Source organism: Nonomuraea sp. B208 (assembly GCF_057536035.1).
This window is the reverse complement of the sequence record NZ_BAAJOU010000025.1, coordinates 146,378-173,212: the sequence shown is the minus strand read 5'-3', so window position 1 is coordinate 173,212 and position 26,835 is coordinate 146,378. Positions and strand designations below refer to the sequence as shown.

The 26,835-nt window shown below is 64.8% G+C and carries 33 protein-coding genes and 1 tRNA gene; 23 read left to right on the top strand and 11 right to left on the bottom strand.

What is annotated here, in order from left to right; all coding sequences use genetic code 11:
- Window positions 1–23 precede the first annotated feature (23 nt).
- Window positions 24–725, top strand: a complete 702-nt coding sequence (locus tag AC27IY_RS28840; protein ID WP_487179818.1) for a nucleotidyltransferase domain-containing protein — start codon at window positions 24–26, stop codon at window positions 723–725.
- Here the strand turns inward: AC27IY_RS28840 and AC27IY_RS28835 are convergent.
- Window positions 691–1,455, bottom strand: a complete 765-nt coding sequence (locus AC27IY_RS28835; RefSeq protein WP_487179817.1) for an MBL fold metallo-hydrolase — start codon at window positions 1,453–1,455, stop codon at window positions 691–693. The two genes, AC27IY_RS28840 and AC27IY_RS28835, sit on opposite strands and share 35 nt — an antisense overlap.
- 61 nt (window positions 1,456–1,516) lie before the next feature.
- Here AC27IY_RS28835 and AC27IY_RS28830 point away from each other — a divergent pair, with 61 nt between their 5' ends.
- Window positions 1,517–2,116 carry an EF-hand domain-containing protein gene (locus AC27IY_RS28830; protein WP_487179816.1) on the top strand — a complete coding sequence of 200 codons (600 nt, stop codon included), beginning with the start codon at window positions 1,517–1,519 and terminating at the stop codon, window positions 2,114–2,116.
- Here the strand turns inward: AC27IY_RS28830 and AC27IY_RS28825 are convergent.
- Window positions 2,092–2,670, bottom strand: coding sequence for a hypothetical protein (locus AC27IY_RS28825; RefSeq protein ID WP_487179815.1), 579 nt, complete (start codon window positions 2,668–2,670; stop codon window positions 2,092–2,094). The two genes, AC27IY_RS28830 and AC27IY_RS28825, sit on opposite strands and share 25 nt — an antisense overlap.
- Window positions 2,671–2,758: 88 nt before the next feature.
- On the opposite strand from AC27IY_RS28825, the gene AC27IY_RS28820 reads away from it, so the two are divergent.
- The 3 genes from AC27IY_RS28820 to AC27IY_RS28810 all read left to right on the top strand — a co-directional run bounded on the left by AC27IY_RS28820 (window position 2,759) and on the right by AC27IY_RS28810 (window position 4,955).
- The gene (locus tag AC27IY_RS28820) at window positions 2,759–3,415 is read left to right on the top strand and encodes a TetR/AcrR family transcriptional regulator (RefSeq protein WP_487179814.1); all 657 of its coding nucleotides are present in this window, start codon (window positions 2,759–2,761) and stop codon (window positions 3,413–3,415) included.
- Complete coding sequence (locus tag AC27IY_RS28815; RefSeq protein ID WP_487179813.1) at window positions 3,403–3,693, top strand: DUF6204 family protein; 291 nt, start codon at window positions 3,403–3,405, stop codon at window positions 3,691–3,693. Before AC27IY_RS28820 ends, AC27IY_RS28815 begins: the two co-directional genes overlap by 13 nt.
- 662 nt (window positions 3,694–4,355) lie before the next feature.
- Window positions 4,356–4,955: a hypothetical protein gene (locus tag AC27IY_RS28810; RefSeq protein WP_487179812.1), complete on the top strand. Its 600-nt coding sequence runs from the start codon at window positions 4,356–4,358 to the stop codon at window positions 4,953–4,955.
- A gap of 34 nt (window positions 4,956–4,989) precedes the next feature.
- Here the strand turns inward: AC27IY_RS28810 and AC27IY_RS28805 are convergent, their stop codons facing one another.
- Window positions 4,990–5,400, bottom strand: a complete 411-nt coding sequence (locus tag AC27IY_RS28805) for a hypothetical protein (RefSeq protein WP_487179811.1) — start codon at window positions 5,398–5,400, stop codon at window positions 4,990–4,992.
- A 374-nt stretch (window positions 5,401–5,774) separates the two neighbouring features.
- On the opposite strand from AC27IY_RS28805, the gene AC27IY_RS28800 reads away from it, so the two are divergent.
- Window positions 5,775–6,275, top strand: a complete 501-nt coding sequence (locus tag AC27IY_RS28800) for an SMI1/KNR4 family protein (RefSeq protein ID WP_487179810.1) — start codon at window positions 5,775–5,777, stop codon at window positions 6,273–6,275.
- Window positions 6,276–6,427: 152 nt separating this feature from the next.
- A complete protein-coding gene (locus tag AC27IY_RS28795; protein ID WP_487179809.1) occupies window positions 6,428–7,051 on the top strand; it encodes a hypothetical protein in 624 nt (207 codons plus the stop codon).
- A gap of 91 nt (window positions 7,052–7,142) precedes the next feature.
- On the opposite strand, the gene AC27IY_RS28790 is transcribed toward AC27IY_RS28795, so the two are convergent.
- The 3 genes from AC27IY_RS28790 to AC27IY_RS28780 form a co-directional block, all read right to left on the bottom strand.
- Window positions 7,143–7,748: a hypothetical protein gene (locus AC27IY_RS28790; RefSeq protein ID WP_487179808.1), complete on the bottom strand. Its 606-nt coding sequence runs from the start codon at window positions 7,746–7,748 to the stop codon at window positions 7,143–7,145.
- A gap of 146 nt (window positions 7,749–7,894) precedes the next feature.
- Window positions 7,895–8,419 carry a GNAT family N-acetyltransferase gene (locus AC27IY_RS28785; RefSeq protein ID WP_487179807.1) on the bottom strand — a complete coding sequence of 175 codons (525 nt, stop codon included), beginning with the start codon at window positions 8,417–8,419 and terminating at the stop codon, window positions 7,895–7,897.
- A gap of 371 nt (window positions 8,420–8,790) precedes the next feature.
- Window positions 8,791–9,186, bottom strand: a complete 396-nt coding sequence (locus tag AC27IY_RS28780) for an SCO4402 family protein (protein WP_487179806.1) — start codon at window positions 9,184–9,186, stop codon at window positions 8,791–8,793.
- 493 nt (window positions 9,187–9,679) lie between these two features.
- Between AC27IY_RS28780 and AC27IY_RS28775 the strand changes: the two genes are divergently transcribed.
- The 5 genes from AC27IY_RS28775 (at window position 9,680) to AC27IY_RS28755 (ending at window position 13,547) form a co-directional block, all read left to right on the top strand.
- Window positions 9,680–10,036: a hypothetical protein gene (locus tag AC27IY_RS28775; protein WP_487179805.1), complete on the top strand. Its 357-nt coding sequence runs from the start codon at window positions 9,680–9,682 to the stop codon at window positions 10,034–10,036.
- Between the two features lie 575 nt (window positions 10,037–10,611).
- A complete protein-coding gene (locus tag AC27IY_RS28770; RefSeq protein WP_487179804.1) occupies window positions 10,612–10,980 on the top strand; it encodes a hypothetical protein in 369 nt (122 codons plus the stop codon).
- A 54-nt stretch (window positions 10,981–11,034) separates the two neighbouring features.
- Window positions 11,035–11,448 carry a GNAT family N-acetyltransferase gene (locus tag AC27IY_RS28765; RefSeq protein ID WP_449946663.1) on the top strand — a complete coding sequence of 138 codons (414 nt, stop codon included), beginning with the start codon at window positions 11,035–11,037 and terminating at the stop codon, window positions 11,446–11,448.
- A gap of 312 nt (window positions 11,449–11,760) precedes the next feature.
- Entirely contained in the window at window positions 11,761–12,276 is a 516-nt protein-coding gene (locus AC27IY_RS28760) for a hypothetical protein (protein WP_487179803.1), read from the top strand.
- A 497-nt stretch (window positions 12,277–12,773) separates the two neighbouring features.
- A complete protein-coding gene (locus AC27IY_RS28755) occupies window positions 12,774–13,547 on the top strand; it encodes a transposase family protein (protein WP_487179802.1) in 774 nt (257 codons plus the stop codon).
- A 12-nt stretch (window positions 13,548–13,559) separates the two neighbouring features.
- Here AC27IY_RS28755 and AC27IY_RS28750 read toward each other — a convergent pair whose 3' ends face one another.
- Window positions 13,560–13,925, bottom strand: coding sequence for a hypothetical protein (locus AC27IY_RS28750; RefSeq protein ID WP_344217414.1), 366 nt, complete (start codon window positions 13,923–13,925; stop codon window positions 13,560–13,562).
- A 462-nt stretch (window positions 13,926–14,387) separates the two neighbouring features.
- On the opposite strand from AC27IY_RS28750, the gene AC27IY_RS28745 reads away from it, so the two are divergent.
- Window positions 14,388–14,732 carry a hypothetical protein gene (locus tag AC27IY_RS28745; protein WP_487179801.1) on the top strand — a complete coding sequence of 115 codons (345 nt, stop codon included), beginning with the start codon at window positions 14,388–14,390 and terminating at the stop codon, window positions 14,730–14,732.
- A gap of 1,217 nt (window positions 14,733–15,949) precedes the next feature.
- Here the strand turns inward: AC27IY_RS28745 and AC27IY_RS28740 are convergent.
- From AC27IY_RS28740 to AC27IY_RS28730, 3 genes are all read right to left on the bottom strand, one after another.
- Window positions 15,950–16,954 (bottom strand): DUF4365 domain-containing protein, encoded by a 1,005-nt coding sequence (locus AC27IY_RS28740; protein ID WP_487179800.1) that lies wholly within the window; start codon window positions 16,952–16,954, stop codon window positions 15,950–15,952.
- Between the two features lie 97 nt (window positions 16,955–17,051).
- Entirely contained in the window at window positions 17,052–17,861 is an 810-nt protein-coding gene (locus tag AC27IY_RS28735; protein WP_487179799.1) for an inositol monophosphatase family protein, read from the bottom strand.
- A complete protein-coding gene (locus tag AC27IY_RS28730) occupies window positions 17,858–18,730 on the bottom strand; it encodes a DUF5919 domain-containing protein (RefSeq protein WP_487179798.1) in 873 nt (290 codons plus the stop codon). The genes AC27IY_RS28735 and AC27IY_RS28730 overlap by 4 nt, the downstream gene beginning before the upstream one ends.
- A 423-nt stretch (window positions 18,731–19,153) precedes the next feature.
- On the opposite strand from AC27IY_RS28730, the gene AC27IY_RS28725 reads away from it, so the two are divergent.
- The 10 genes from AC27IY_RS28725 to AC27IY_RS28680 all read left to right on the top strand — a co-directional run bounded on the left by AC27IY_RS28725 (window position 19,154) and on the right by AC27IY_RS28680 (window position 26,524).
- Window positions 19,154–19,339 (top strand): hypothetical protein, encoded by a 186-nt coding sequence (locus AC27IY_RS28725; protein WP_091080276.1) that lies wholly within the window; start codon window positions 19,154–19,156, stop codon window positions 19,337–19,339.
- 185 nt (window positions 19,340–19,524) lie between these two features.
- A complete protein-coding gene (locus AC27IY_RS28720) occupies window positions 19,525–20,256 on the top strand; it encodes a GntR family transcriptional regulator (RefSeq protein ID WP_329586020.1) in 732 nt (243 codons plus the stop codon).
- A 512-nt stretch (window positions 20,257–20,768) separates the two neighbouring features.
- The gene (locus AC27IY_RS28715) at window positions 20,769–21,182 is read left to right on the top strand and encodes a plasmid replication, integration and excision activator (protein ID WP_350773189.1); all 414 of its coding nucleotides are present in this window, start codon (window positions 20,769–20,771) and stop codon (window positions 21,180–21,182) included.
- Complete coding sequence (locus AC27IY_RS28710) at window positions 21,182–21,457, top strand: hypothetical protein (RefSeq protein WP_329586014.1); 276 nt, start codon at window positions 21,182–21,184, stop codon at window positions 21,455–21,457. The genes AC27IY_RS28715 and AC27IY_RS28710 overlap by 1 nt, the downstream gene beginning before the upstream one ends.
- Window positions 21,454–21,756: a hypothetical protein gene (locus AC27IY_RS28705; RefSeq protein WP_487179797.1), complete on the top strand. Its 303-nt coding sequence runs from the start codon at window positions 21,454–21,456 to the stop codon at window positions 21,754–21,756. The genes AC27IY_RS28710 and AC27IY_RS28705 overlap by 4 nt, the downstream gene beginning before the upstream one ends.
- An 88-nt stretch (window positions 21,757–21,844) precedes the next feature.
- Window positions 21,845–23,254, top strand: coding sequence for an FtsK/SpoIIIE domain-containing protein (locus tag AC27IY_RS28700; RefSeq protein WP_487179796.1), 1,410 nt, complete (start codon window positions 21,845–21,847; stop codon window positions 23,252–23,254).
- Entirely contained in the window at window positions 23,251–23,403 is a 153-nt protein-coding gene (locus AC27IY_RS28695; protein ID WP_177240617.1) for a hypothetical protein, read from the top strand. Before AC27IY_RS28700 ends, AC27IY_RS28695 begins: the two co-directional genes overlap by 4 nt.
- A 29-nt stretch (window positions 23,404–23,432) precedes the next feature.
- Window positions 23,433–24,962 carry a replication initiator gene (locus tag AC27IY_RS28690; RefSeq protein ID WP_487180064.1) on the top strand — a complete coding sequence of 510 codons (1,530 nt, stop codon included), beginning with the start codon at window positions 23,433–23,435 and terminating at the stop codon, window positions 24,960–24,962.
- Window positions 24,963–24,974: 12 nt separating this feature from the next.
- Window positions 24,975–25,181, top strand: coding sequence for a helix-turn-helix domain-containing protein (locus AC27IY_RS28685; RefSeq protein WP_225271124.1), 207 nt, complete (start codon window positions 24,975–24,977; stop codon window positions 25,179–25,181).
- The gene (locus AC27IY_RS28680; protein WP_487179795.1) at window positions 25,181–26,524 is read left to right on the top strand and encodes a tyrosine-type recombinase/integrase; all 1,344 of its coding nucleotides are present in this window, start codon (window positions 25,181–25,183) and stop codon (window positions 26,522–26,524) included. Before AC27IY_RS28685 ends, AC27IY_RS28680 begins: the two co-directional genes overlap by 1 nt.
- 106 nt (window positions 26,525–26,630) lie before the next feature.
- Here AC27IY_RS28680 and AC27IY_RS28675 read toward each other — a convergent pair.
- Window positions 26,631–26,701: transfer RNA gene (locus tag AC27IY_RS28675), tRNA-Gly, on the bottom strand.
- Window positions 26,702–26,835 lie beyond the last annotated feature (134 nt).

Here is a 26,835-nt window from a genome sequence, read left to right as displayed (position 1 = left end):
ATGCTGATGGCTGGAGGACCACTATGACCGCGAACGTGTTACTCGCCGGGATTGTCGGCTCGACCGCGTACGGACTGGCCGGGCCGGGCAGCGACGTGGACCGGCTCGGCGTCTACGCCGCCCCCACGCTCGACCTGGTCGGCCTGACCCGTCCCAAGGAGAGCCTGGTCTCCACCGGTCCCGACCGGACGCTGCACGAGGCGGGCAAGTGGTGCGCGCTCGCGCTCGGCGGCAACCCGACCGTCATGGAGCTGCTGTGGCTGCCGGACGACCTGTACGAGACCCGTACGCCGCTCGGCGACGAGCTCATCGCGATCAGGGACGCGTTCCTGTCGGCGCCGCGCGTCCGCGACGCCTATCTGGGCTACGCCACCCAGCAGTTCCGCCGGCTCGAACAGCGCGGCGACGGCTCGTTCTCGGCCGACACCCGTAAGCGCACCGCCAAGCACGCCCGGCATCTCGCCCGCCTCCTGCACCAGGGCCGCGAACTGTACGAGACCGGGCACCTCTCCATCCGTCTGTCCGACCCCGAGACCGTCCGCGCGTTCGGCGAGCGGGTCGCCGACGGAGACACCGAGGCGGCCCGCGCCCTGCTGACGTCCACGGAGAAGTCCTTCGACACCGCGCCCACCCCGCTGCCCGCGCAGCCCCGCCGCGCGGTCGTGGAGGAATGGCTGCGGCAGGTCCGCGTCACTCACTGGAATCCGCTCGCGTACCGACCGTGACCTTGAGGTCTTCTTCGGCCGCCAGCACGTCACCGCCGAACGCGCGTCGAGCCGCGGCCACGGAGGCGTCCCGGTCGTTGCCCGGCCAGAAGTGGGTGAGCATCAGCCGCCGCGCGCCCGCCCGTGCGGCCCAGTAACCGGCCTCGGCCGAGGTCAGGAGGTTGCGCGGGGAGCGGCCGGTCTCGCCGTCCCGGTCGGTGGCCTCGACGATGAACAGGTCGGCGCCGCGGCCGAGCTCGGCGAGCGCCGGAGTGGGGCCGGTGTCCCCGGAGTACGCCAGAGCGACCCCGTCGGCCTCCAGGCGGATCCCCGCATTGGGCACGTAGTGGGGGAGCGGCAGCCCTGTCAGCTCGAAGGGGCCCACCCTGTGGCTCCCTGGCAGCGGACGCACGTCGAAGACCGCGTTCAGGTCGACGTCGGGCTCCAGGCCGCCGAGCCGGTCGAGCACGCCGGGCGGGCAGTACAACGGCACCTTGGACGCACCGGGGCCGCCGCCGTAGAACCGCATCCGGAACAGCCCGTGCAGGTCGATGCAGTGATCAGGGTGCTCGTGGGTGACGACGACGGCGTCCACGGCGCCGTCCGGCCAGTGCGCGAGCAGCCGGGGCAGCGTGCCGTAACCGAGGTCGAGCACCAGGCGGTAGCCGTCCCAGTCCACCGCGAAACCGCTGCAGGCACGGCCTGGCTCAGGGAAGGCGCCACAACTGCCGAGGACGGTGACTTGTCGCATCCGCCCAGATTGTCATGACGACGCGACAGATCCGTCACTCACCTGGCTATGGTCACGGTCGGTGGCGGCTCGACAGCATGGAGTCTCCCGAAGAGCGGAGGCGGATGTGGCCAGTGAGTTCCAGCGGAGAAAAGTCGGCGGAGTCTTCCGGGCGATGGACGTGGACGGCGACGGCCGGCTGACCCAGGCCGACTTCCAGGCGCTGGCGCGCCGCTGGACGGCCGTCGCGGGCTCCGCCGACCCGGAGCGGCTGGCCTCCGTCATGACCGGTTGGTGGCCGGTGCTCAAGGCCGCCTCCACCGGTGACGACGGGGTCTCCCTCGACGAGGTGCTCCGCGTCGTGGACGGGCTCGGCGACCTGACCGACGCCGTCTCCGGCACCGCCGACGCGATGTTCGAGGCCATCGACCTCGACGGCGACGGCCTCATCTCCTGCTCGGAGTACGGCGCGCTCATCGCGACGTGGAACGGGACGCCCTCGGCGACCGACGAGATCTTCCCGCGCCTCGACCTGGACGGCGACGGCCACCTCACCCGGGAGGAGTTCCGCGTCCACTGGACCGAGTTCTGGGCCGGCGACGACCCGGACGCTCCCGGAACCTACGTGTTCGGCGCCCTGACGGAACAGCCCCCGGCTCACCAGGAGGGGTCATACCTGTAGCTGTACCAGTGGCCTGTCAGGTGGGTGTAGTGGCCGTCGCCGTCCGTGTACTCACCGGGCTCGCCGGAGGGCAGCCAGAGGAAGCCCCTGCCGTCGGGCAGGAACGGGTCTCGCACGGCGAACTCCACGCCGCCCTCTCCTGTGGAGTCGTTCTCGTGCCGGGTTCCGTCGCATGCGTGGTACAGGCCGGCCCATTGGCACGATTGTTCATGGCCGGGGTTCTCGTACACGGCTCTGACGTAGGCTTCCATGCCCGGCTCGGAGATCGTGAAGCGGACCCAGGACGGCGCCCCGGTGGCGAGGGCGAGCAGGACGACGGCGGAGATGTAGCACGGCATGAGCGAGCGGGTGAAGACGCCGTCCGGCACTGTTCCCTTGTGATCGGCCCAGGCCATCCGCATCGCCCAGTAGGTGAGCAGGAGAAAGCCGGCGGGGAGCCCGTACAGGAACGCGTCGAGTTTCGACCAGGAGGGGTGGCTGGCCGCGGCCAGGAGCGCGGCCGCCGCGGCCGAGAAGACGACCAGGAAGGGTAATCCGGGCGGCTTGTTGATCACCGCCTCACCCTAGCGCCGCAGTCGGCCGGCGATCACGGGGAGAAAATTGCAGTCGACTCCAACTATGGAGTCTGGTTAAAGTTTCCCCATGTCTTCCGAGGGACTACGGGAACGCAAGAAACGCGAGACCCGGCGGCACATCAGGGAGACCGCCATCGCGCTGTTCGTCGAGCGGGGCTTCGAGCACGTGACGATCGCCGAGGTCGCCGCCGCCGCCGGGGTGTCGGCCAACACGATCTACAACTACTTCGAGACGAAGGAGAACCTCGTCCTGCCGCCCGACGAGGCGTCCCCTCAGAGGCTCGCCGACATGGTGCGCGGCCGTCGGCCCGGCGAGGCCGCCGCACCGGCCGTGCTGCGCACCCTGCGCGACGAGGTGCGGCGCCGCGACCCCAGCCTGGGCCTGACCGACGGTTTCGGCCGCGTCTTCGAGATGATGCGGGCCGCGCCCACGCTGACGGCCCGGCTTGAGGACCTCGGCCGGCAGATGACCGACGCGCTCGCCGCCGTACTCGCCGAGGAGACCGGCGCCGCACCCACCGCCCCGCTGCCCCGCGTGGTGGCCTGGCAGCTCGGCGCCCTGCACGCACTCGTGTACACGGAGATCGGCAGGCGCACGACCCTCGGGGAGGGGCCCGACACCATCGCCGCCGCCGTCCTCGACATCCTCGACACCGCCGAGGAGCTGCTCGGCGGCCACATCCTCACGTACGCCGCCAGAAAGGCCCCCCAGTGTTCAGAGTGATCATCTCCGGCAGGTTCGGCGACCTCGACGAGGCCGGCCGCGCCGCCGTGCTCGCCGCGTCCGAGGTGGCCTTCACCGAGCGCGGCGCCTTCACCCACGACGGCACCCTGTCGGCGTTCACCTTCCGCTGCCAGGTGCCGGCCGGCCCGGACGACGACGAGCGCGCCGCCACCGGGCGCGCTTTCGCGGCACTCGACGCGTACGGGCAGGCGTACGACGTCCTGCGAGTGGCGGTGACCGACATGCGCGACATCAAGGTCCGCCGACGTCCCGCCTAGCCTTTGCGTGCGCGATGGCAAGCAGCCCGGCTGCGACGCCGGCCGCGCATGAGAGGCGGCAGTGTGGGCACAACGGTTGGTCGCGGCCACCCGCACGGACCCCCAGGCGGTGGCGGCGCTACTGACGACCGGGGCGAGGGGGCGCTGCAGGAAGCCGCGGCGCGCAGCGGCGGGCGGGTGCAGTTGATGGGATCGGAGCGGTTGTGCGCAGGTTCGTGACCGCGATCGAACCGGGAGAACTCCGCGGCCCGCGGAGTGTCCAGGTCGGGGCGACCGACATCAACATGCCGCCACGGATCACAAGTGACCAGGTCAACGGTCTCAATCTGCTGCGGCCGTCACGGACAGCCGTCATACTGTTGCTCGCGGTCATCGCCGTTCTCCTTCTTGGAATCGTTGCTACGAAGGATCACGCGATGACCGCTCTCATTTCACAGCGCCAAACCCGCTGACCAAGCAAAGGCCCCGCCCTGCGGGGCTGGGCTGCTCGCCTCACCCGGCTCGACCAGCACTACCGGCTGCGGCTGGACGGTCCCAAGCATTCGATCCCGGCGTATGACATGAGCCGTGCCGGGTCTGGCACGCTGACCGTCATGGGAACTGGTGCGGCAACCTTGGGGCTCGTGGAGGTCACGTCGGCGTTGGAGGCAACTCTCACCGCCTTGACCACGGCAGGGGCCGACCCGACGTACCGCGTGGGTGGCACCGGCGCGGCCCTGCTGCAAGGCGTACGGCTGCCTGTCGGGGATCTCGACCTCCTGGTGGCCCGGCGCAAGGACGTGGACGCGTTCGCCGCCGCTCTCTCGTCCTTCCCGTGCCTCTACACGCCATCCTGGCTGCCCGAGAGCGCGCAGTATTTCACCCGCTACGAGGTGAACGGCGTTCACGTGGAGATCAGCACGGTCGAGAGGGAGACCGACTCCGACGCCATGGAGTGCATCGGCCGCGGCCCCTGGCAGCACTACGTCCTGATCGCATGCGGCCCCTACCGGGTTCCTGCCGTACGCCTGGAACTGCGGCTGGCCACTGAGCTCCTACGAGACCGCCCCGACCGGTACGAACCGCTCCTCGACCACCTGGCCACGCACGGGCACGACGCGGATCTCCTGGACAGGGCCATGACCGCGTACGCTCTGCCGACGGAACGCCGGCGCTTGGCCCACAACCGCCTCGACGACGCTCGCCCCTCGCCTCGACCGCTCTCGCTGCCAATCGTCAGTGGGGAAACCCCGGCGGCTGAACACTCACCACGCTCGAACTGATGCTCCGCGACACCGCGACTGACCTGAACGACGATCAGGCTCTTGACCTCAATCGCTGCCACCACGAAGGCTTGATGACACGGGCCGCTGTCCCGCGTGGCGCCTCGCCTGTGATGGCGTACTTGAAGAACGCCTCAAGGTCATGCTCGCCTCCGTTGTTGATCCGCTTGGCGACCTTATTGTGCGGATAGCCGCGAAGTTCCCTAGGACTTTCCACAGCAGCGGCGTTCTCGTTCGTGCAGTACACCCATTTCCAGTCGCTGTTTCGGACGATCATCTCGCCCAGATACGCTCCCGCACCCATGATCACGCTGTGGATGATTTCAGAAGACGGCTTCGAGGCGGCGAACTCGGTGCAGTAGTTGTCGAGGTGGTGAATGAACGCCGGGTCCCAGTCGAAGGAGTATCCGTCCTCGCGCGCGTGCTCAACGAAGAGCTCGGCCAAGTTCCGCATGTACTCGGAAGTCTCAGCGTCGCTCGGTGGCGGATCCTGCTGCGAGCTCCTGCGCACCATCGACTCCTAGCTCCGGTTCGGATCATCAGGCAGCTTCTCATGACACGATCTGAGAACGGAAGCCTGGCGTGGCGCCGCGCACCCCCGAAGGGAAAGCAGACCAGGGCGACAGGTCAAGGGTGGAGCGCGCCCCACTGGACGAACGACCCCTGCCCCGTGGCCCTGGTCTGTTCGACTTGTCCCGGGTCGATGGCGGACGGGACGAGCAGATTTCCACCTCAGCCACATACGGTGGCGATGCCCCTGAGTCGGAGGCCCCCGACGGAGACATGGTTTTGACACTCCATGTCGTTACAGTCGCTCGCGTGGCTTACGACCCGACAGCGCTCGAGCGCCTCAGTTCGCTCGTTCCCCCGCCCGCCTCACCCGTCTTCGGTGTTCGCAGTTGGGATGAGGTCTTCCGAGCTCTCGATCTCCGCCTTCCGCCCGACTACATCGCCTTGATCGAGCGATATGGAGACTGCCAGTTCGCCCGATGGCTCTGGATTTTCGACTTTCGGACACTCACTGACGAGCAGTTCGCTCGGATTCCAGAGTGGATGGACGACTTCCGGCTCGCGATGTGGCCGGAGCCAGGTGGCTTCTTCCAGTGGGGCAGCACCATCGACGGTGACGCCATGGGCTGGATGACGGTAGGTAAGCCTGAGGAATGGCCGATCATGATTGTCGCTCGCCATCACGACGAGGATTCGCCGGTCCAGGAAACCATGACCGAGTGGCTGGTGGGCTGGGCTTCCGGGACTCGGTTCGGTAGCTGGGCATTCGATGCCAAATCTGAAGAACACCCTCTGATCTGTGAGGCATGAGACTAGGCGGAATCTCCATCTGCTTGGCCCGGGCCGGGCGCGCGCGAGAACGGCCCCCGGGGAAGGAGAAGGGCGACCCGGATCGGTCGTCCATTGTCGACCCGCCTGAAGATCTTGCTTGCCTGGGTTCAAGCAGTAGGAAACACTGCATCGTGCACTCCGAAGAGCAAGCCGAACAGGTGGTCGACGACTTGAGCTGCCGTATCTATACGGCATTGCGTGACGGCGGCCTTGAGGCCGAACCCGTCCTCGAACTGGCCTCATGCCTGGAGGAATGGGGCATGAGCACTCCGGCAACGCAGGAGCTTCTCGGACGCCCCGCCGCTCAGCTGACCACGGCCGATCTGACCCGCCTGGGCGAGAGTCTTCTCCGCGACACCAATTTCGAGCCGACCTTCGCCCTCGAACCTCGCCTATGGGCGACGCTGGAGCACGCGCTAGAAATCGTGGAGCGCGACGTTCGCGCTCGAGGAATCACCGGCACGCTCCGCTTGGTCACCCATGACTGGGACAAGGGCGGCCGTGCCTGGGTGATGTTCCAGGGTGGCTATCACGGCAACGGCATCCTGCCCATCATGGGAAGCGACCCTCAAACGGCGCTCGCGCAGGTCGCCGATGTCGTCCAAGAAACGATCATGGAGTTGACCTGGATAGCCTGGCCCGTCTGCGCAACGCACGATCTTGGCCTGCACGCCGGAGGGGAAAACGGGATCGTCGTTTGGCGGTGCGCCGGCGATGGAACGCATACCGTCGCGCCGGTCGGTGAACTGCCTTGATCACGTCGGCGGACACATATCGCCCGTCGGTCCAAGGAGGCGCAGGACGTCTGGATCGCTCCTCTCAACGGTGTGATGCCGAAGTGCGGGATTAGCGCAAGGGGCCAGTATAAACGTTGAGCATAAGGCCGGACAAATCATCGTAGAGTCGCCCAGTCTTGTGCCAACGCCGGCGTTCCAGGAAAGAGGCGATGCCGTCATCTCCTTCGGGAAGGACGACAAAGCCCCGATCTCCTTGACACATGATCATTAGGCGCTGTACGGTAATTTCAACTGCCCAGGCGCCGGGAGTTGCGAAGATGCTTATGAGGCATTCGCGTCCGTGAGGCGAAGGCTGCGCCCATTCGTCGTAAATCAATGGACCAGTATCACCGTTGATCGGAAATCCGAAAGCCATGACCGCTACGGATGCCCCCGGTTGATCAAAGAGTGGCGACGGTTTCCTGGCGCCCGGATGAACTGGCTGTATGCCTGCAAGAGGACTTAGAGCCTGTGGGAGATTCCAGTGACTATAAGCGGTAGCTTCCCGTAGCGCGAGTTGACGGCGGATGCGGTCAACTGCATGAGCCGCAGTCGCTTCATTCAAACTCCATGGCGCACTCGTGTAAGTAGCCGAGCAGAGTCTCTCAATCTTGCTCAGGAAGACTTCTTCGACAATAGGCCCTCGATCCAATCGGAATATCGTTCCCATGTCCATGGTGTGATGGTATACGAGGTCCAACAGAGGGCCTAGGCAACAGGTGCGCTGCGCCCGGTGAATGCCACTAATGGCTCAGCGATCAGCCAGTGACCTTGTCTTTTCCGCGCGGCGCGCACCCTGCTCCTGCATGATCATTCCATCGCTCAATGAATGGCCGGAGACGGATCGTTCCGCAGTCTGCTGTACATCCAGCCGTCCCGCCACTGACCGGCACGGAACTCCACCGCGCGTAGGACGCCCTCCAGCGTGAAGCCGGCCTTCACCAACGACTTCTGTTCTGCGATGTTCTCCGGGTGGGTGCTCGCTTGGATACGCTCGGCCGGAGTGTGAGTGAACAGGTACTCGCACAGCATCGCCTGCGCACGCCAGCCGACGCCACGCCCGCGCCAGTCAGGAAGCAGGGCGATCCCTATCTCCCAGTATCGGGAGACCCCGAACCCTTGTGCCAGCCAACTCATGAAGCCCGCGGTTGTGCCATCGACCTCGACGATGACCCTGCCGTCAGCTTCGCCCAGGTAACCGTCGATGGCGTAGCGCCGCGCCGGTGCCTGCGCATCGCGGAACCCCGTCCAGTCCAGCCCGATCAATCCAGGCTCCGTGACGAAACGCCGGAACATGGCGAGATCATCCTCTGCCACCGGCCGCAGTCGTACCTCAAGCGTGCTCATCGCGCCACCTCCCTCGTGACGCGTTCGTACGCCAAGATCACGTCACTGGCCTGGACCCTACCTCGCCGGATCTGGGGGCGCGGGGACATCGGGGCGGGGCTTCGCCCTTCGGCGCGACGCGCCGCGCCAGGAGCCACCTGGCCGAACGCGATCTCGATCTCGATGAGTGAAGCTGACCTCGATTGACGCAGCCGCGACCAAGATCGGCATCAGCACCGCGGAGCGGGTGCCGGCCGTGCGTGCCCGTGGTTGACCCCTCGTCACGGCCTCTAATGGCACGGTGATCACCCCGGGACCTGGTGTTTCTCGCGCGACGCACACACGCCGGCCGCCTGACGCTCCAATGTGCGAGGGCGTTACGCAGAGTTTGGTTACGAACCGTGCTTGTCGGCGGACAAGGCCAGGTAGGCGGCGCCAGCCGAGTTCAGGACGTTGATCCACTCAGGATGGTCGAGATAGGCGTTGTCCGGAGCGGTAGGGCCGAGGTCATCGAGCACGCGCAAGAGGGCATCGACCACCATCTGCACGAGGTCGGCTTCTCGTTGATCAAGGAAGAGGTGGGGAATCAGCGCTCGTGCGCCGTGCTGGTCAATGAAGGTGTCGTCGATGAGCCAGTGCACGGCAGCGGTGAGGTCCGGCCATCCTTTCCCGGATCGCCAGTGTTGGTCCTGGTAGTCCCGGGCACTCAGGGTTCGTAGTGCCTCGAGCACGTCCTTGCGTCGCTCTGGCCACTGCACCGGTTGTCTGCCGGGATGTTCTTCCTCCACGGGCGCCAAGCTACTGGGGGCCTGTCGATGTTCCGCTGTCGTGGGCGTGGTGGTCGCGCACCAGCCGTCCGGCCACCGTTAGCAGTCACCCGCGCAGGCTAGATGACTCTCCATCCGGGTAGGGCCGTCGCCTGCGCGCCACCTACCCGGGCAACGGGCGGGACGGGGGATGGCGAGCGGAGCGACCGTCCGGGGGTTCGAAGGAGGCGGAGCCCCCTGGGAGGCGCTGTCTGGAGCCCTACATGCGCGAAGCGCTCGGAAGCGGAAGGCGATGCAGTTGGAGCGGGTGACGGGAATCGAACCCGCGCTGTCAGCTTGGAAATTGAAGGGATCTTGCCTTGCAGGGGCGTTGACCTGGGGCTGAGGCCGGTCGTGAGTGACCGTGGTTGACCCCTCGTCACCGCCCTTAATGGCACGACGATCAGCCCGTGGCCTGGTGTTTCTCGCGCGACGAGGTTTCCACCTCAGCGACCTGCGGACTCCAGGCCAAGCGATGATCATCCCGGAGCTGGAAGGCCCCGCCGGAGGCGTTAGGTTAAAGCCACACAGATCGAATGCTCGACTTGGCCACGGCGAAAGGGCGAAGGGTATGGCGATTCGTCCGAAGGCCTGGAGTAGAGAGTCACGCAGTGTCCTGCTCAAGTGGACTGCCGGTATCGTGCTCTTTTTCTTGGTGGAGCTGGTCGTCGACTACATCACTGAAGGGCCCGAAAGGATCACGGCGGCGTACCTTACAGCGCGCCCCCTCGTGCTCGCCTTCTTCTGGCTGATCGGAGTGATGTTCATCTGGCGCTGGGGCTATATCCGTGCTCTGAGACGACAGAACGATTCGAACGGAGTCGAGAAGTAAGACGCCTCGGCGGAAGGACGATGTCGGTTCATCGCGGCTGGTTGCGGGGCGCCGACGGTCGGCGAGTTGGTTGGGCACGTACGTGTGGACCCCTGCGGACCCTCGTCTGGCCGCGTTACCAGTCCCTGACGCAGGCTAGGTGATCCTTCAGGTGATCAGTTCGGGTCAGGACGTGGCCTGCCAGCCGTATACCTGAGCAACGTGAGGGATTGGGGGTTGGCGAGCGGAGCGAGCGTCCGGGGGTCAAAGGGGGCGGAGCCCCCTGGGAAGCAGGGCCTGGAGCAATGAGCGCGAAGCGCCCCAAGCGAAAGACCTAGCAGTCAAGGTCTCCACATGCTGAGAGCGGGTGACGGGAATCGAACCGGCGCTGTCAACTTGGGAACTGCATCGATCACGGCCCACTGGGGCACTGAGCTGGGCGGCAAGCTGGTCCTGAGTGACCGTGGTTGTCCCCTCGTCACCCCTCTTAATGGCCCGTCAATGGCCCGACGACGAGCCATCGACCTGGCATGACCTGATCACAAAGCTCTAGCCTGTGCGCCGTGAGAGTTGAACACAGCGCGACATTGCGGATCATGAGCGATGTGCACAGTCCCATCGAGATCTCTGAGGCATTAGGGGTGCGGCCTTCAGCAGTCACCCATACTGGCGATTGGGAACTCGAAGCATCTGCTCACGGCAACGAGGCCTCACTGGAGGAGCTCATCAGGACAGTAACTGATCCTCTTCTTGGGCTTGCGGACAAGCTCGGTTCACTGGCCAGGCAGGGGGCAACGATCGAACTGCACCTTACGCGTGACCTGCTCGGGCCAGGAGTTGGTGCTCTGTGCTTCATGTTGGATGCCCCCGTGATCAAACTCCTGGGGGAGGTGGGCGCCGAAGTGTGGATCGACGAATACGACGAGGTCGAGTGGGAGCGCAACGCGCATACGCCGTCCGCCTGATCATCCCGGAGCCGGAGTGCCCTCGCCGGAGGCATCTATGGCACCCTGCTCGGCATGGTGATGAGCGAACAGGCTTCAGAGAACCAGATCAGGTTGGAGGTGGGCCCCGCGCTCGGGGACGTGGAGCTGAACGAGTTGTTCGGGGCGTCGTGGCCTGATTATCGTCCTGCTTCGTTCTCGGGGATGCTGGCCCGCAGTCTCTGCTGGGTGGCCGCATACCGTGAGGGTGCGCTGGTGGGCTTCGTCAACGTGGCCACAGATGGTGGTATTCATGCCTTCATTCTCGATACCACCGTGCACCCCCGAGTTCGTCGACAGGGGGTGGGCGTGCGCTTGGTGCAGCGTGCCGCTCAGGAGGCACGCTCACGTGGTGCCAGGTGGTTGCACGTCGACTATGAGCCGCATCTCGAAGAGTTCTATGCGCGATGTGGGTTCCGGCCAACTGCTGCCGGGCTCATGCGGCTTTGATCGTGAGCGTCGTGGGCAGGGGCGCGGCGCAGGCAAGGCCTCCACATGCTGGGAGCGGGTGACGGGAATCGAACCCGCGCTGCCAGCTTGGGGATCATCTACTGACCTTGCTGCCCTGAGCTGGGAAAACAGGAGTGCAGGTCAGGGTGGGTCGAGTCCCCGTGATTCCCCCGTGAATGACCGTGGGTCCCCGCCTGTTCTGGCACGCATCTGGCACGGGAAACTCGCTCGTCGTCCATTCCTTGACGGCAGTCGGGTTGCGCTGCCGCTGATAGCTGATCTTGTCGGTGGCGGAATTTATGCTTCCCGTCCATGACCAGAGACGAAACTCCTGTCGTGCAGATCAAGCAGCTGGAGGTGGAGGTGGATTACAGCCAGGCTTATCTCGTGGACGAGGGGTGTGATACGGCCGGCCAGTTTGACGACGTGCCGGGCCACCCTGTGGGAATCATCCGAGTGGAGACAGGCAAGGCCATCTTGATCGTGGGCCCTCAGTGGGGACTTGTGGAGTTCACGGTGGCTGTCGCCGATCGGGATCCGGGTGCCGACCTCGATGGCTACGAAGACATCGTCGAGATCAGCTACGAGTCCCCATCGGGCCGGCTTTCGCTGCAGGAGTGGGGAGGAGGGAGGACGCATTCTCTTCCTCCGCTGCCCGCCGGTCCCGGATCATATCGTTTGCGATACCACATCAGAGGAATGGACGAAGAGAACTGGGTCGACCCAGGTGATCATTACTTTCTGCAGATCTGGCCTGAGCCGCCATGTTATCCTACCGTGCTCAAATCAACGAGTTCATCCTTTCAATGTTGGCTGAACCCTGAATGATCCAGGAAAACTGGCATGGAATAGAGCGACCTGCATTATTAGCTTGGGAACTCTTTCAAGATCATGCCCTCCGACCAGGTGAAACGCTGACCTGGGCATCCGTCCGTCGAGTGACCGTGAGTCCCTGTGACTCCCCGCTGATCGCTCTCCGAACGGGCATGCGATGGGCACGCACTTGCCAGTGCCCGCGTGAGCCGCCGATACTCGTGGTGATCCGCTGGCAAGCCCGCCCTCGTACCTGCTTGGTGAGCCGTATGGCGGCGCGTCGGGGCACTGGCGCGGCGAAGGTGTCTTGGAAGTCAGCGGATCTCCAATATGCGGATCAAAAGATCCAGTTCAGGCCGTTCCAGATCGTTCAATGAGGCTTTTGCATCCCCTTGGCGGCGGGGCGCTGGTCACAGCGTGATCGCGAGCCTGGCGTTCGCCTGACGGCGTAAGAAACCCCTGGTAGATGGATTGATCACCACAACCAGATCCGTCACAATCAGGGGCCTCGGATGCTTTTCTATCGTGCTGCCGTCGATTTGTCGCATCAGACCCTGAACTACGTCGCCGGAGTGATCCGCCGGCACCGCAAGGCGATCAGGTCGGCCTGGCGGCGGCTCAACCCGGGGCGCCAAGCGCTGCTGGTCCTGGTCTATCTGCGCAAGGGCGAGACCTATACCGAGCTCGCGGCCGGTTTCGGGGTGTCAACGGCAACCGCGTGGCGGTACGTGGAGGAGACGGTGGCACTGTTGTCGGCGCGTTCGCCCAAGCTGGGCCAGGCGCTGCGCAAGGCGAAGCGGGACGGGATGCACTACCTGGTGCTGGACGGCACGCTGATCCGCACCGACCGGATCGCCGCCGATCGGCCGTACTTCTCCGGCAAGCACCGGGTGCACGGGATGAACGTCCAGGTCATCGCCTCCCCGGACGGCACTTCCTGTGGACGTCTGGAGCCCTGCCCCGGCAAGGCCCATGATCTGAGCGCTGCTCGCATCTGGGGCATCCTGCGTGCACTGGAGCAGGCGGGCATCGTCACCTTGGCGGATAAGGCGTATCAAGGGGCCGAAGGTCCGGTTCTCACCCCGTACAAGGGCAAGGACAAGCCTGAATCTCAGAAGCAGGCCAACCGCGCCCACGCCAAAATCCGCGGACCTGGCGAACGCGCGAACGCCCAGCCGAAGAGCTGGAAGATCCTCCGAAAGCTACGCTGCAGCCCGTCCAAGGCCGGCCCCCTGTGCAAGGCCATCGCCGTCCTTCCAAACCCCCGCGTCGCCCAGGCCGCCTGAGGGCGGAGCAGCTCACTGGTGCGCGTCGTCCCGGAACTCGTACCAAGGCCCCTTCACGTGCCGGACATCGCCCGGTCGGCTCACGGGGCTCCAGACATAGCCGTAGCCGTCCCCTCCCCACCCCTTGCCTCGGTAGAAGTAGACCTGTTCGTCCTCCCGGCGGACGAACTCGAACGAGAGGCTTCCGATGCTTTGATCCCTGAGTTCGACGCCCTCCTCCAAGGTGCGGGCGACCGCCTCCATATCCCCTGACGAGTGCATGAAGCGCAGGTCCTCAGCCCAGATCAGGGCCACGACAAGGATGCCAGCCAGGAGCGTCGCACCCACGTACGCGGCTCTGCGTACCGCAGGCTTTTCCCCGCGGCTCGTCTCGATCATGCGGTCATCTTCACATGCGCTCGGGCAGGACTACGAGGTCGCACGAGGATGAAAAAGATTCAAATGCAGGTCAGAGGGCCTGTGAGGTCCACACCGAACAGCTGTGAACGGCATCGTATTGCAACCCGAACTGCAACCCTGGTGGCTCGCGAGCCCATCCGGAAACCTTCCACACGCGTGCTGCCGCTGAGCGCCCACTGTGGAAAATGGCCATGAAGGGAAAGGCAGACTCCACCCAGGACCGGCGGTTCCGCGCGATGGTGCTGCTGGCCACGTTCGCGAGCCTGCGTTGGGGTGAGGTCAGCGCACTACGCCGGATGGATGTCGATCTCAAGGCGCGTACGGTCCGCGTCCGGGTCGCCTTCGTCGAGCGCTCCACGGGCGGGCTGGTGCTGGGGCCTCCCAAGTCTAAGGCCGGACGCCGGACGGCCGGCAATCCGCCAGGAGCACATCAGTACGTACGTGCAGGACGACCTTGCCGCCCTCATGTTCCCAGGGGCCAAGGGCGGCCCGATCCGCCGCAGCGGCTTCAACACCGCGCCCGGTGGGTGGACGTCGTCGCGGAGATGGGCCTGCCGGGGCTCCACTTACGACCTGCGCCACACCGGGAACATGCTCGGCGCGGGTCTCAAGGACCTCATGGCGCGCATGGGACACGACGACGTACGGGCGGCCATGATCCACCAGCACGCGGTCAGAGGAGCCGACGAGGCGATCACCAACGCCATTGATCGGCAACTCGGAGGTCGCGACGATGACGAGGGGCACTGCGGGCGTACTGGTCCCGGCAGGCTGATCAGGAGCTAATGGCCCGTCAATGGCCCACGAAGATCGAACCAGGCAGGAAACAACTAAGGCCCGGGTCGGGATCAACGTCCCCACCTGGGCCTTCATAGTGAGAGCGGGTGACGGGAATCGAACCCGCGCTGTCAGCTTGGGAATTGCAGGGATCTTGCCTCGTACGGGCGTTGACCTGCGGCTGAGACCGGTCATGAGTGACCGTGGTTGACCCCTCGTCACCGCCCTTAATGGCACGCTAATGGCACGACGATCAGCCCGCGGCCTGGTATTTCTCACGCGACGCGCACACGCCGGCCGCCTGATCATCCCGTCTGCCGTCGACCCGCCCGAAGGGGAAGCGGGCCAGGGCCACGGGGACAAGGTGGAGCCCCCAACTGGAGGAACGACCTTGGCCCCGTGGCCCTGGTCTGCTCGGCTTGTCCCGGGTCGATGGTGGGCGGGATGATCAGGCTTCCACCTCAGCCACCTCTGTCCCTAACGCGAGGCTCGACGGTCATCCCGGAGCCAGAGAGCCCTGCCGGAGGCGGCTTTTTGGATTTGGCTACATTGCGGGATGAGCTCCCTATATCTTGGCCTTGGCTCACGCAGGGAGTACACCACTTCCCTTGCCTGTCACCTCCGACGTGACTGAGTTCGATCGGCCGAACTCAAGGCAGGAGATGTCTTTGCGTGGCCGAACGCTGTCGGTTGTGCGAAGCGCTGTAAGAACCTACGCAGGGGATGTCGGAGATCACCTGAGCGTGGTTTTCTTGCAGCGCTTTTTTGATGTGAGAGAGGAGGGGAGATGGGAGCATCCGAGGAGATCGGACGGACGGCCCGGTTCGCGGCCACGAACTGGGGCCGTACCGTCCGAATGTGCCTGCTGCTGATAGCACTTGCTGCAGCGGTGGGCACCTTTGTCGCGGTGAAGAAGCTGCCGCTAATCACCTGGTAAACGAAGTTCCACCCGCGACGTTCCATGCATGGACGGATTCCGTCCATGCATGGAACACTGCTGTGAAGGCTAGCGGAACTTTGCAAGTTGGTCGTGCTCTTCACGAACTTCGCGATGCAAGACGGTACAACGTGGAACACGACGATACCTCTGCGGGCCGAGTGGCGGGCGCGCGCGAGAACGGCCCCCAGGCCGCACGCGCAGCGCGCGGCCCGCAAGCTCGGGCCGCGCGGCGGCGCGTGCGCCGCCGCCTTGATATCTATAAGAACAACTCGGCAACTGAGCCCGCTCAAGGCTTGTCCTCAGATGCTTTCGCTTTCTGCCGCCTCCTATCCAAAGCGTCCCGGACATAGGAGAAGATCATCAGCTTGTATCCGAATGTTGGCATAAATACCCCTACGAAAATCCATATGTTTCCCCACCAGGAGTCCTCTTTCCCGTCGCCAACAAAGAACGGGTTCACATAAAAATTAGTCAAAATTAGCGTGAGGAAGTATCCTGCAAATCGAGGTATGCGACCTGCCTTGAATTCGAAGAATACAGTCAATGCCAGCAAGTATGTGAAAAAGTAAACATTGAGTATCCATACGGTTGGATTCAGATCCGAATAGATCTCAACGAACCTTACCTGATATGGCCACTCTATGACCATTAAACTACTCAAAGCGGCGAGCGGAGAGTATCGCAGAATCTTCTTCAGAAGCTTCTCGTGTTTAAGGGCCGTATCGACGAAATGCTCGAAAAGAGGATTAGATTCGTTGACCTCATACCCGACCCGTCCACTTTTGCGAGCGCGGATTGCTTTCTCCAGCATGAGGGCAACGGATTCACGCTGCACCCTCATGCCTTCGTCGTCGATATAGGATTCCAAATGGGCAATAAACCCCCTAATGCTGCTATCCGTGAGCTCATTTTCTAGGGGAACCGGGACCCATGAGAGTGCAGTCGTGTATTCGTTGAGTATTTTTGTCAGGTTGACCCAAAATAGTTCTCTACTCTCCGGGTCGTAGACGACGCCCAGTACTGGGATCTTGCTCCGGCGCCAGTCTTCTGCGTGATCACCGACGGGAATAGCGTATCCGTTAGATCGCTTATACTTCTTGCCGCTCTTGACCTGAATGGCGACCACGTAGCCGGTTCTGCGGCGGTTCCTCGTGAAAATAACAAAGACATCCTCGCCGTGATCTGCTCCACCATCTATCTCCTGCACAAGGTGATCATGGTTTTCTAGCAGAGTTCGCAGTGCATTAACCCCTGCGCGTTCTATGCGGCGAGATGACCGAACTTTAGCCACAAGGCCTCCAAGATCAGCGATGCGCTCCTAGCGCACCTGGCGTCCACTGTTGAGCGCCCACCCGATCGGCTCATACCCCGGCTCCGAGAGTCCGGGGCTAGCGCGGCTTGTCGTCCTTAACTACCTCAGCGATTAGTTCGACAAGGTCGGCCACGAGTTTAGGTGCGGCTGCGATTGTCGCTGCGGATGTGGGAGAGTGCGGCGAGCCGTCCAAGTCCACGACAACGGCCCCAGCCCCACGCGCAATCGCAACGCCTGCAGTGGTGTCCCATGGATTGTTCGATAGCATGATGCACGCGTCTGACTTTCCATCAGCTACCCATGCCAGGTCAACAGCAGCGGAGCCGTACATCCGCACTCTCTGCACACGCGTGGCGAGTTGATAGTTGAGTGGCAGCCGTATTCGATTCTTCTCCGCGGCCATGCTGCCGACTGCGTAGTCGCCAACCGACACGATGGCCGCGTCCAACACTTCAGTGCAACTGGCGCCGATGGTCTCGCCGTTCACGGTTGCCCCGAATCCCTCGGCGGAGACATAACGCAGGCCGAGAAACGGCAGATCGATCACTCCCAAGGTTGCACGGTCCTTATCAATCAGGCCCAGCGAAGTCCCGCACAGAGGGATGCCATGAGTGAAGTTCGCGGTCCCATCGAGTGGGTCGAGCACCCACGTGAGGTCGTTATCGTTGCGGCTGGCACCCTCCTCCTCTCCCAGGAACCCAAACTCTGGTGTCTCGCGGGATAGGAACTCCCGTACGGCCTGCTCTGCGGCGAAGTCCACCTCCGTCGCCATGTCCCGGTCGCCCTTTGCCGTGATAACGCCGGGATCCTTGGTTCGAATGATTTCGCTGGCGATCGACACGGCGCGCTCGGCGATGGGAAGAAGTGTTCGGGCATCGATGGTCATACAGGTTCGCTCCGCTCCCACATATCCCTAAACACCTGGTCGAAGATGGGGAACAGCCCCTCTGCGGCGGTGTTGTCTTTGATCACGAAGGTCGGTGAATCGACTCCCCGTGCCTGCGGCAGGTACGGCTGGACCACGCACAACGCCCGGTCCACGAAGAGCAGGTTGAATCGGATTGTCTCGTCGTAGACGTGGAGTTCGAGGCGCTGGGCCGACTTCGTGTTGAGCCGATCGCGCAGCCTGGTCAGCATGCTGATGTTGAGCGCTGTGAGGGTCGTCAGGGTGTTGTCGGTGTAGCCCTCTTCCGCTTCGCGGGCGCGGATCGCCTGGCCCTTCGGGTCGAGGAAGAGACAGCGGATGCGCGTACCGGAGTCCAGCAGACGCCTGAGCTGATGGTCCGGATAGCTCTGGCAGAGGATGTTGAGCGACAAACCTGCTGCATTGATCTCCTTCGCGTCATCGAACATCGACGAGGCCGGGTAAGCGGAGGAGAAGGCTGAGCGGCTGCTGAAGACCGCGATTACATCGGCCATCTGCGGCATGAGGCAGGCTGCGGTGTCGGGGCCGGCGCTTCTGTCTGGCTCCGGTGCTGTTCTCTGCGCGGGGATCTCGGCGGCCGTCGGCGAGAACAGCTCATGTGCCGACTTGTCCGGGAACATAGCCTCCAAGACGCGGCAGTGGCCTGAGTACGGCAAGCCCTTGAGTTCCCCGTTCAGCCATCGGTGGAGCTGCGCGCGGCTCGGCCAGCCACCCTGCAATGACGGGTCCACCTTCTTGGCGGCTTTGTCGTACTCCTTACAGAACGTGCTGTAGGTCTGCCAATGGCGTTGCGTCAGGAGGGTCTTCAACAGGATCGGCTGGTCAGTCATGATCCGCGCCTTGGGCTGGGGTGCCATACAGGCCCAGGTTAGCGACAGAGACGGTCTCGGACGAGACAAAGAGGAGACGAACAGAGACTAGTCGGTTACAGACGGTGCTCGGGGGCGATCGAGACGTGACAGGTCCTCGGGCAATCCTCGTTCCATGACTGCGCCGTGTAACTCCTGCTCAGGCCGGGGCTGGAAATACGTCAGCCTCCGCCGGACCGTGGTAGTGGCCGAGAACAGCTCAGACGATGCCGCTGGGGACGGCCGGCACCGCGATAACTGCTGGCGATGCAACGGGACCGGGCGGGCGGGTGCGTCGCTGTGAAGATCTATGTCGGCTGTTTCGCGCCTCACGTCGGTCCGCCTCGTCCGAACCAGATGCGCTTGGTTTGGCGTGAGGTTGCTCGCGAGCAAGATCCTCCGCGCGTGGTCGAGTACACCTGTGGTTGCGAGGACACGTTTTACGAGCTGTGCCGCGAGGCCGGCCTTGCCTACATCCGCCGGATCACCCGTCTCGACGGGGCGGTGCAGGCGATCCACGAGACGTATCGCTGGCGGTGCAAGGAGACGCACGAGGTCTGGATCGCCCTTCTCAACGGCGAGGCCCAGTAAGCGGGCGCGGCGGCCGGCGAGTACAGGGGTGCCAGGCCGTCGCGTCTTGGTGCTGGTGGAGGGACTGTCTGTTGCGCAGTCAGATGGTTCCTCCACCAGTCCGTACGCTTCCTGAAACAGAGAGGAAGACAGGGCGTCCATCTCCAATTACGCTTGACGACAAGTCGAGTTGTTGGATGGTCGTCATGTCGTCTGAAGAGTTCGCGCCACCGAAGTACGCCCAGATCGTGCAGGCGATCAGGCAGAAGATCGCGGACGGGACCTATCCGCCCGGCTCCCTGCTGCCCTCCGAGACGCAGCTTGTCCGCGAGTTCAAGGTGAGCCGGCCGACCGTCGTCCGCGCTCTCCAAGTGCTCCAGCTCCGTGGAGTCATCGAGCGTGAGCACGGCAAGGGGTCCTTCGTGAAGGCCGCCCCACCGGGCGCGTCCAACCAGAACTCACGTCCGGGTCGGGCTGTTCTGGATCGGGTGGAAGCGGATGAGAACTGCACGGTCATCGAGGCTGGATCGCTAGCGGCTACCGGCGCGGTCGCCAAACTGCTGGACGTGCCGGAGGGGTCCACGGTAATGCGGCGCCGTGTTCTCTTTCGCGATGGCGAGCGGCCGACTGACCTCTTGACCGTGTGGTGTCCGGCGCATCAGGCAGAGGGAACGGACCTCGGCGAGACAGGGCCGCTCACCGCCGGCATCAGGGAGCATCTACGGGCGAGCAAAGGCGTCAAACTCCAGCACGTTGTCGAGCGGCTGAGTGCTCGGCATCCGTCAGCCGACGAAGCCAAGCTCATGGAGGTCCGCAGGACGACGCCCGTTCTCGGTGTGCTGGCGAGTGTGTTCAATGGAGGAGGGCGGCCCGTGCTCGTCGTGGACTTGGTGCTCCCCGGTGACCTCCACGAGCTGGAAGACTCTTACTCCCTATAGTTCAGAGCCCGTTTCTGCGGCGCTCCTGTTCCTGCTCCCAAGCCCGTTTTAGTGCCATGCGCCGCAACAGGGCTTTTTCTTCGGCCGCGGTCAGCCTATGTCTGGCTAGCTGCCGATTACGGGCTTTGGCGACTTCGATCCACCGCGTCCCTCGCACGCGTGGTGGCGGCCCCATGGGCTCGTCGTCGGGCTCGCTCCTGATCGACATGTCGCGAGCGTGGTTCAGGTCGTACCGTAATTTCGAGATCTCGCACACTCCTTGCACGGTCCCATATCGGCGCGACTGCCACATGGTCCCCGCATGAGTCGTGGAGATCACGTGGAGTTGGTGGTCATTCAAACCGATCCAACTGTTATGTCGCAATGGCTTATGGATGGATTTGTCGCGAGCCCGGAAAAGATCTTGAAAGAATCCCGCTAACTCGTGTTGTCAAGTCGCTGAGCTGCGGATACCTTCATGACAACTCGACAAGACGAGTTGGCGACAAGACGACTAGTTAGGAGCAAGCCTCATGGCACTGCAAGGTCCCATCCCCGTCACGTTCGACATGGTCTTCCCGCACGGCTGCTACATCGTGGGCGAGGTCGAGCCCGTCAAGGACTTCGACGCCTCGACCAACGGGCGCTTCGTCCAGACCCGCGACAAGCAGAGCGGAGAGCTCGTCTGGCAGGTCAGCGTCATGGACGCGGACCCGACGCTCAAGGCGGCCCAGAAGACCGTGTCCGTCAAGATCCTCAGCCCGGTGCAGCCGGTTCCTCCCGCTCCGATGGCGGGGATGCCGTTTACGCCGGTCGAGTTCGACCAGATGACCGCCACGCCGTACGTCAACCAGGCCGGACGGCTGGCGTACTCGATCAAGGTCCGTGAGATGCGGGCTCCTCGTCCGGCCGGTAAGGCGAACGCCGCTGCCAAGGACGCGGCGTGATGGGGCGGCGGAGGGTCCGTCCGGTCAGCACGATCGCCCTCAAGGCCGGCCAGGGCGCTGACGTGCGGAACCATCCGTATCCGCAGCGCTCGCCGGTCCTGGGGCTCGTCTTCGGCGGCACACAGGTGCTCGTCACCACCTCGGCCAATGATCACGTCACCCTGGACGACGTCGAGTTCGCCCGGAGTCTGGCGCGCGAGGCCGCCATGTTCGCCGGTGCGGTGGAGCGCATGTTCCACGGCCTGCCGAACGGGCCGGGGGTGGCGGGTCGATGACGCTCAGCCCGTACACCTACGTCACCGTCTCCATGCGTCCCGGTCAGCCGTCGCGGTTCAGCGTCTCCTTCTGCTCGGCGGAACTGCGGGTGCATGCCTGGCTCGGGGACACCGGCAAGCCCTGCCTCGACCTGAACACCTCGGACACGTCGGTGACCGTCTCGACCTCGGGGCCGGTGACCGACCACGACGTGACCGTTGCTCGCGAGATCTTCAACGCCGCTGCTCGGTACCTGGCCGACTGCGAGCGGCTGCACTCCGGTCAGACGGACAAGGCCACCAGCAGCGAGGCGGCCTGATGCTCAGCGGGGCCGCAGGAAGCGGCAACTTCCGGCGGCCCCTCGGTCTTCCGCACACACGCGACATGCTTGGAAGGACTTCACCCTAATGTTCAAGAGGATGCCCGGCGACGAGCCGCACCGCATCGTCTCCACCACCCCAGACACGGCGGTGGTCTTCAAGCCGGCCGTGGTCCAGACCCCGGCCATCATCACTCTGGTCATCTTCATCGCCCGGTTCGTGGCCGGCCTCTTCCGGCTGGCCTGGCGGCATCCCATCGCGCTGGCGGCCGTCGCCGTTCCTGCCGGGCTCTGCCTCACGTACGGCTGGCGCGTCGCGCTGCTGCCCGTCGTTGCGGCTCTCGTGGCCATGGGCGCCTGGGCGGTCCTCGACAGGCCCACGTTCCTGCGGTGGGTCGGCTGGCGGCTGCTCGCCTTCGCACGCTGGTTCTGGATCTACCGGCGGCACTGGCAGCCAGTCATGACCGTCGCCGGTCTCGCTCGGCACATACGCGGACGGGAGTACGTTCCGCGGCTGGTCAAGGTCACCTCCGACTCCTGGGCCGACAGGCTCACCGTTCGCATGCTCGACGGCCAGGCGGCCAAGGACTGGTCCGACAGGATCGAGAACCTGTCCCATGGCTTCGGGTCGGAGTCATGCCGTGTGGCGGTGGCCAAGGCTGGTCGGCTCGTGCTGACGTTCCCGCGTCACGATCCGCTGGCCGCGCCGATAGCAGCGCTTCCGATTCCGGACACGCCGACCGTCGGGCCGGTCGAGATCGGCAGGCAAGAGGACGGCTCGCCGTGGCTCCTACGACTGCACGGGACTCATGTCCTCGTCGCCGGTGCGACCGGGGCGGGCAAGGGCTCGATCATCTGGTCAGTGATTCGCGGGCTCATGCCTGCGATGCGTGCGGGCCTGGTCGAGATATGGGCGCTCGACCCCAAGCTCATGGAGCTGTCTTACGGCAAGGCTCTCTTCGGCGGTCGGTACGCGGCCGACCCTGCCGACTGCGCTGATCTGCTCGACGAGGCCGTGAGCGTCATGCACAAGCGGGCGGCTCGGTTCGCCGGGATCCAGCGATCACACACGCCCACCCTCGACGATCCCTTCGTCCTGGTCGTGGTCGACGAGGTGGCGTTCCTGACTGCCTACCAGTCCGACAGGCAGCTCAGGCAACGCATCTCCGCTGCCCTGGCCACGCTGACCACCCAAGGGCGTGCGGTCGGCGTCGGCGTCCTGGCGGCTCTTCAGGACCCACGCAAGGAGGTCATGAACATCCGCAACCTGTTCCCCGACAAGATCGCCCTACGACTCGACGAGTCGGAGCAGGTGGACATGGTGCTCGGCGACGGGGCGAGGGATCGCGGCGCGCTGGCCGACCGCATCTCTCCTCGTCCGGAGCGGGGCGCAGGCGTCGGATATGTGCGGCTGGAGACCAGTCCCGATCCGATTCGCGTCCGCGCCGCCTACGTCTCGGACTACGACATCCGGGCGATGGCTGGTGAGGCCCGATGACACTGGCTCACTTCCTCGACGGCCTTCGCTGCGCCCTGTGCGGCGCGCTGAATGCCCTCTGGCTCGACTCGCTGCGTGGCCTGGTCGAGTGCTCCGAGTGCGGACAGACCGCGCTCACGTCCCCCGAGATCGGAGAGGAGGCCCGTTGACCGACCGCAAGACTCCGCGAGCCATCCGCATGGCTCAACCGCTCGCCCGCGACGTCGCCGAGGAGATCGCCAAGCTTCACGGCGTCTGCATCCGGCCCGTGGCGCTCAGGCGGCTCGACATGACGACCGGCAAGTCAGAGGTCGTCGATGTCCCGTGCGGCTCCCCGCTGGAGAGCAAGTGTCCTCCATGTGCCAAGCGCAACCGGCAGCTCCGGATGGCGCAGTGCCGCGAGGGCTGGCACCTCGACGAGGAGCCGATCATCACGCCCGATGAGCCGACCGACGGGCAGCGCTGGCTTGTCGAGTTCCGGGCCGACATGCAGGCCAAGCGTGATGAGGAGGCAAAGGCCGGCGGAGACACCTCCGACCTGGACGCCGTGCTCACCGGGCTCGACATCGAGATCAACGAGGCCGGGATGCGCGGGAACGTGCTGGGTCGGATGGGGTCCAAGCGGGTCCGCTCGACCAAGCGCCGCCAGGACGCGCCCGACCTGCCCAAGCGGAAGATGGCCAGCACGACTCTGGGGCGGACCTTCGAGGCGGCCGACGGCAGGACTTACCGGCCTTCGCTGTTCGTCACGCTCACCCTGCCGAGCTACGGCAAGGTCCTCAACGGCGCGCCCATCGATCCGGACGCGTACGACTACGCTCGGGCCGCTCGTGACGCGCTGCACTTCTCCAAGCTCGTGGACCGGTTTGTGCAGAACCTGCGCCGGGTCGCTGGCTACGACGTGCAGTACTTCGCCACGGTGGAGCCTCAGAAGCGGCTCGCTCCGCACCTGCACATGGCCGTCCGGGGCACCCTTCCGCGCGCCGAGATGAAGCAGATCGCGGCGGCCACCTATCACCAGGTCTGGTGGCCTCAGGCGGATGAAGCGCGCTTCGAGGGTGACCGACTGCCCATCTGGAACGACGGCTACGCGGACCCCGACACCGGTGAGGTCCTGCCCACCTGGGACGAAGCTCTCGACCAGCTCGGCGACGAGCCCATGCACGTGATCCGCTTCGGCGATCAGGTGGACGTGAAGGGGGTGCTCGCCGGGTCGCCGGACGCCGATCAGTGCATTCGGTACCTGTCCAAGTACCTGACGAAGAGCCTCGGCGAGACCTTGGACGGCCAAGCTCAGCGGGAGCACGCCGCCCGCTTCGTCGATGCGCTCCGCTACGAGCCGTGCTCGCCGACCTGCCCGAACTGGCTCCGGTACGGCGTGCAGCCCAAGAACGCCAAGCCGGGGATGGTCCCCGGTTGCTGCCGGTCCAAGGCCCACAAGCCTGAACACCTCGGCTACGCCGGTCGCCGGGTCCTCGTCTCCCGCAAGTGGAGCAACAAGACCCTCGCCGAACACAAGCAGGACCGCCGTACGTGGGTCCTGGAAGCGCTCGGCCAGGCCGACGAGCCCACCGACCCGCACCGCTACGTCTGGCAGCCGGTACGGCCGGGTGATCCCGATGTAGCTCCGATCGGCGTCCGGCTCCTCAGGTCCATCGCCGAACGCCAGCGATGGCGCGCTCACCTGAGACGGCTCGAAGAACTTTCGGCAAATCCGCAGGCAGCCTGAGAGGAGGAGATCTTGGACCAACTGTTCACCGTCCCGGAAGCGGCCGAACTGCTCAGCACCTCGGTTCGCTTCGTCCGCCGGCTGATCGCTGAACGCCGGATCGAGTTCGTGAAGGTCGGGCGGCACGTCCGCATCCGAGAGTCCGCACTGATCGCCTTCGTCGTCGCCGGGACCGTCGCGCCCATGACGACCTTCGACGCAACCGGGAGGGCCGCCTGATGGCGAACAAGGACAACCACCGCCGTTTCGGCAACATCCGCAAGCTGCCCTCGGGGCGGTTCCAGATCCGCTACCCCGGACCGGACGGGCGCATCAGGACCGGTGAGGAGACGTACGAGCGTAAGGGTGACGCGGATCGGGCGCTGACTCTGATCGAGAGTCGAATCCTCGCCGGGACGTGGACCGACCCCGAGCGCGCCAAGGTCAAGCTCGCAGAGTATTCGGCAACCTGGATCGACCAGCGCCCCGGACTGCGGCCGAGGACGATCGATCTCTATCGCTGGCTGCTCAAGAAGCACATCACGCCGTATCTCGGCAACGTCTCGCTCGGCAAGCTCTCCACGGCGATGATTCGGCAGTGGCGGGCGGACCTGCTCAGTAAGGGCGTCTCCGTGAGCATGGCGGCCAAGGCGTACCGCCTCCTCCGCGCCGTGCTCATGACGGCGGCCGAGGACGACCGGATCATCTCCCGCAACCCATGCCGCATCCGCGGGGCCGGCGACGAGCACGCCGAAGAGCGACCCGTTCTCTCCGTGGGGCAGGTCTTCGAGCTGGCGGACAAGATCGGGCGCCGCCCGGTGGGCAGCATTCGAGCGCTCAAGAGAGGAGAGGGGTATCGCATCCGGTTCCAGAGGTACGGGGAGATGCGGACCCACCCAGAGGTCTTCTCGACCCGAGCAGAAGCCGGGCGGGCGCTGTGGAGGATGATCGACACCGGGCAGGCCGACTGCACGCACGATCGGCGGTACAGGGCCTTCGTGCTCCTGGCCACGTTCGCGAGCCTGCGATGGGGTGAGACCACCGCACTGACCCGATCCGATCTCGACCTCGACGCAGGTACGGTCCGCGTGCGTCTGGCCTACGTGGAACGCTCCACTGGTGAGCTGGTTCTCGGCCCGCCCAAGTCCAAGGCCGGCAAGCGCATCGTCGGCGTTCCGCAGGCGATCATCCCAGCGCTGAAGGAACACCTGCGGCTCTACGTGAAGCCTGACCCGGGAGCACTGGTCTTCACCGGGATCAAGGGTGGACCGATGCGCCGGAGCGGGTTCAACAAGCTGTCCGGCTGGATGGAGGCAGTGCGGGCGATCGGCGTTCCGGGTCTGCACTTCCATGATCTCCGTCACACGGGGAACATGATCGCGGCGGACTCGGGCGCGGGGCTCAAGGACCTCATGGCGCGGATGGGACACGACAACGTCCGGGCCGCGATGATCTACCAGCACGCCGTCCGGGGAGCAGACAAACTGATCACCGAAGCCATCGACAAGCACCTGATCGGGCACGAACGGGCACGCGACGATGACGAGGACGACCCTCCTGGCCTGCTGGTTCCTGCCGGGTGACCACAAGCCCTAATGGCACGCTAATGGCACGCAGAGATCAACATCCCTAGGAAACACCAAAGCCCAGGCGCCGAATCCATCGGTCCACCTGGGCTTTCTCTATGAGAGCGGGTGACGGGAATCGAACCCGCGCTGTCAGCTTGGGAAGCTGATGTTCTGCCATTGAACTACACCCGCGCGCACCCCCCGAAGCCCACAGCCGACAACCTCACAGCCCGCAGCCTTCGGGAAACTCGCGTCCCCCACTGTAGCGGAACTTTGGCCCGCAACAGCACTCCCGAGCGCCGAACTTCGAGCTCGACCGGTAAGTT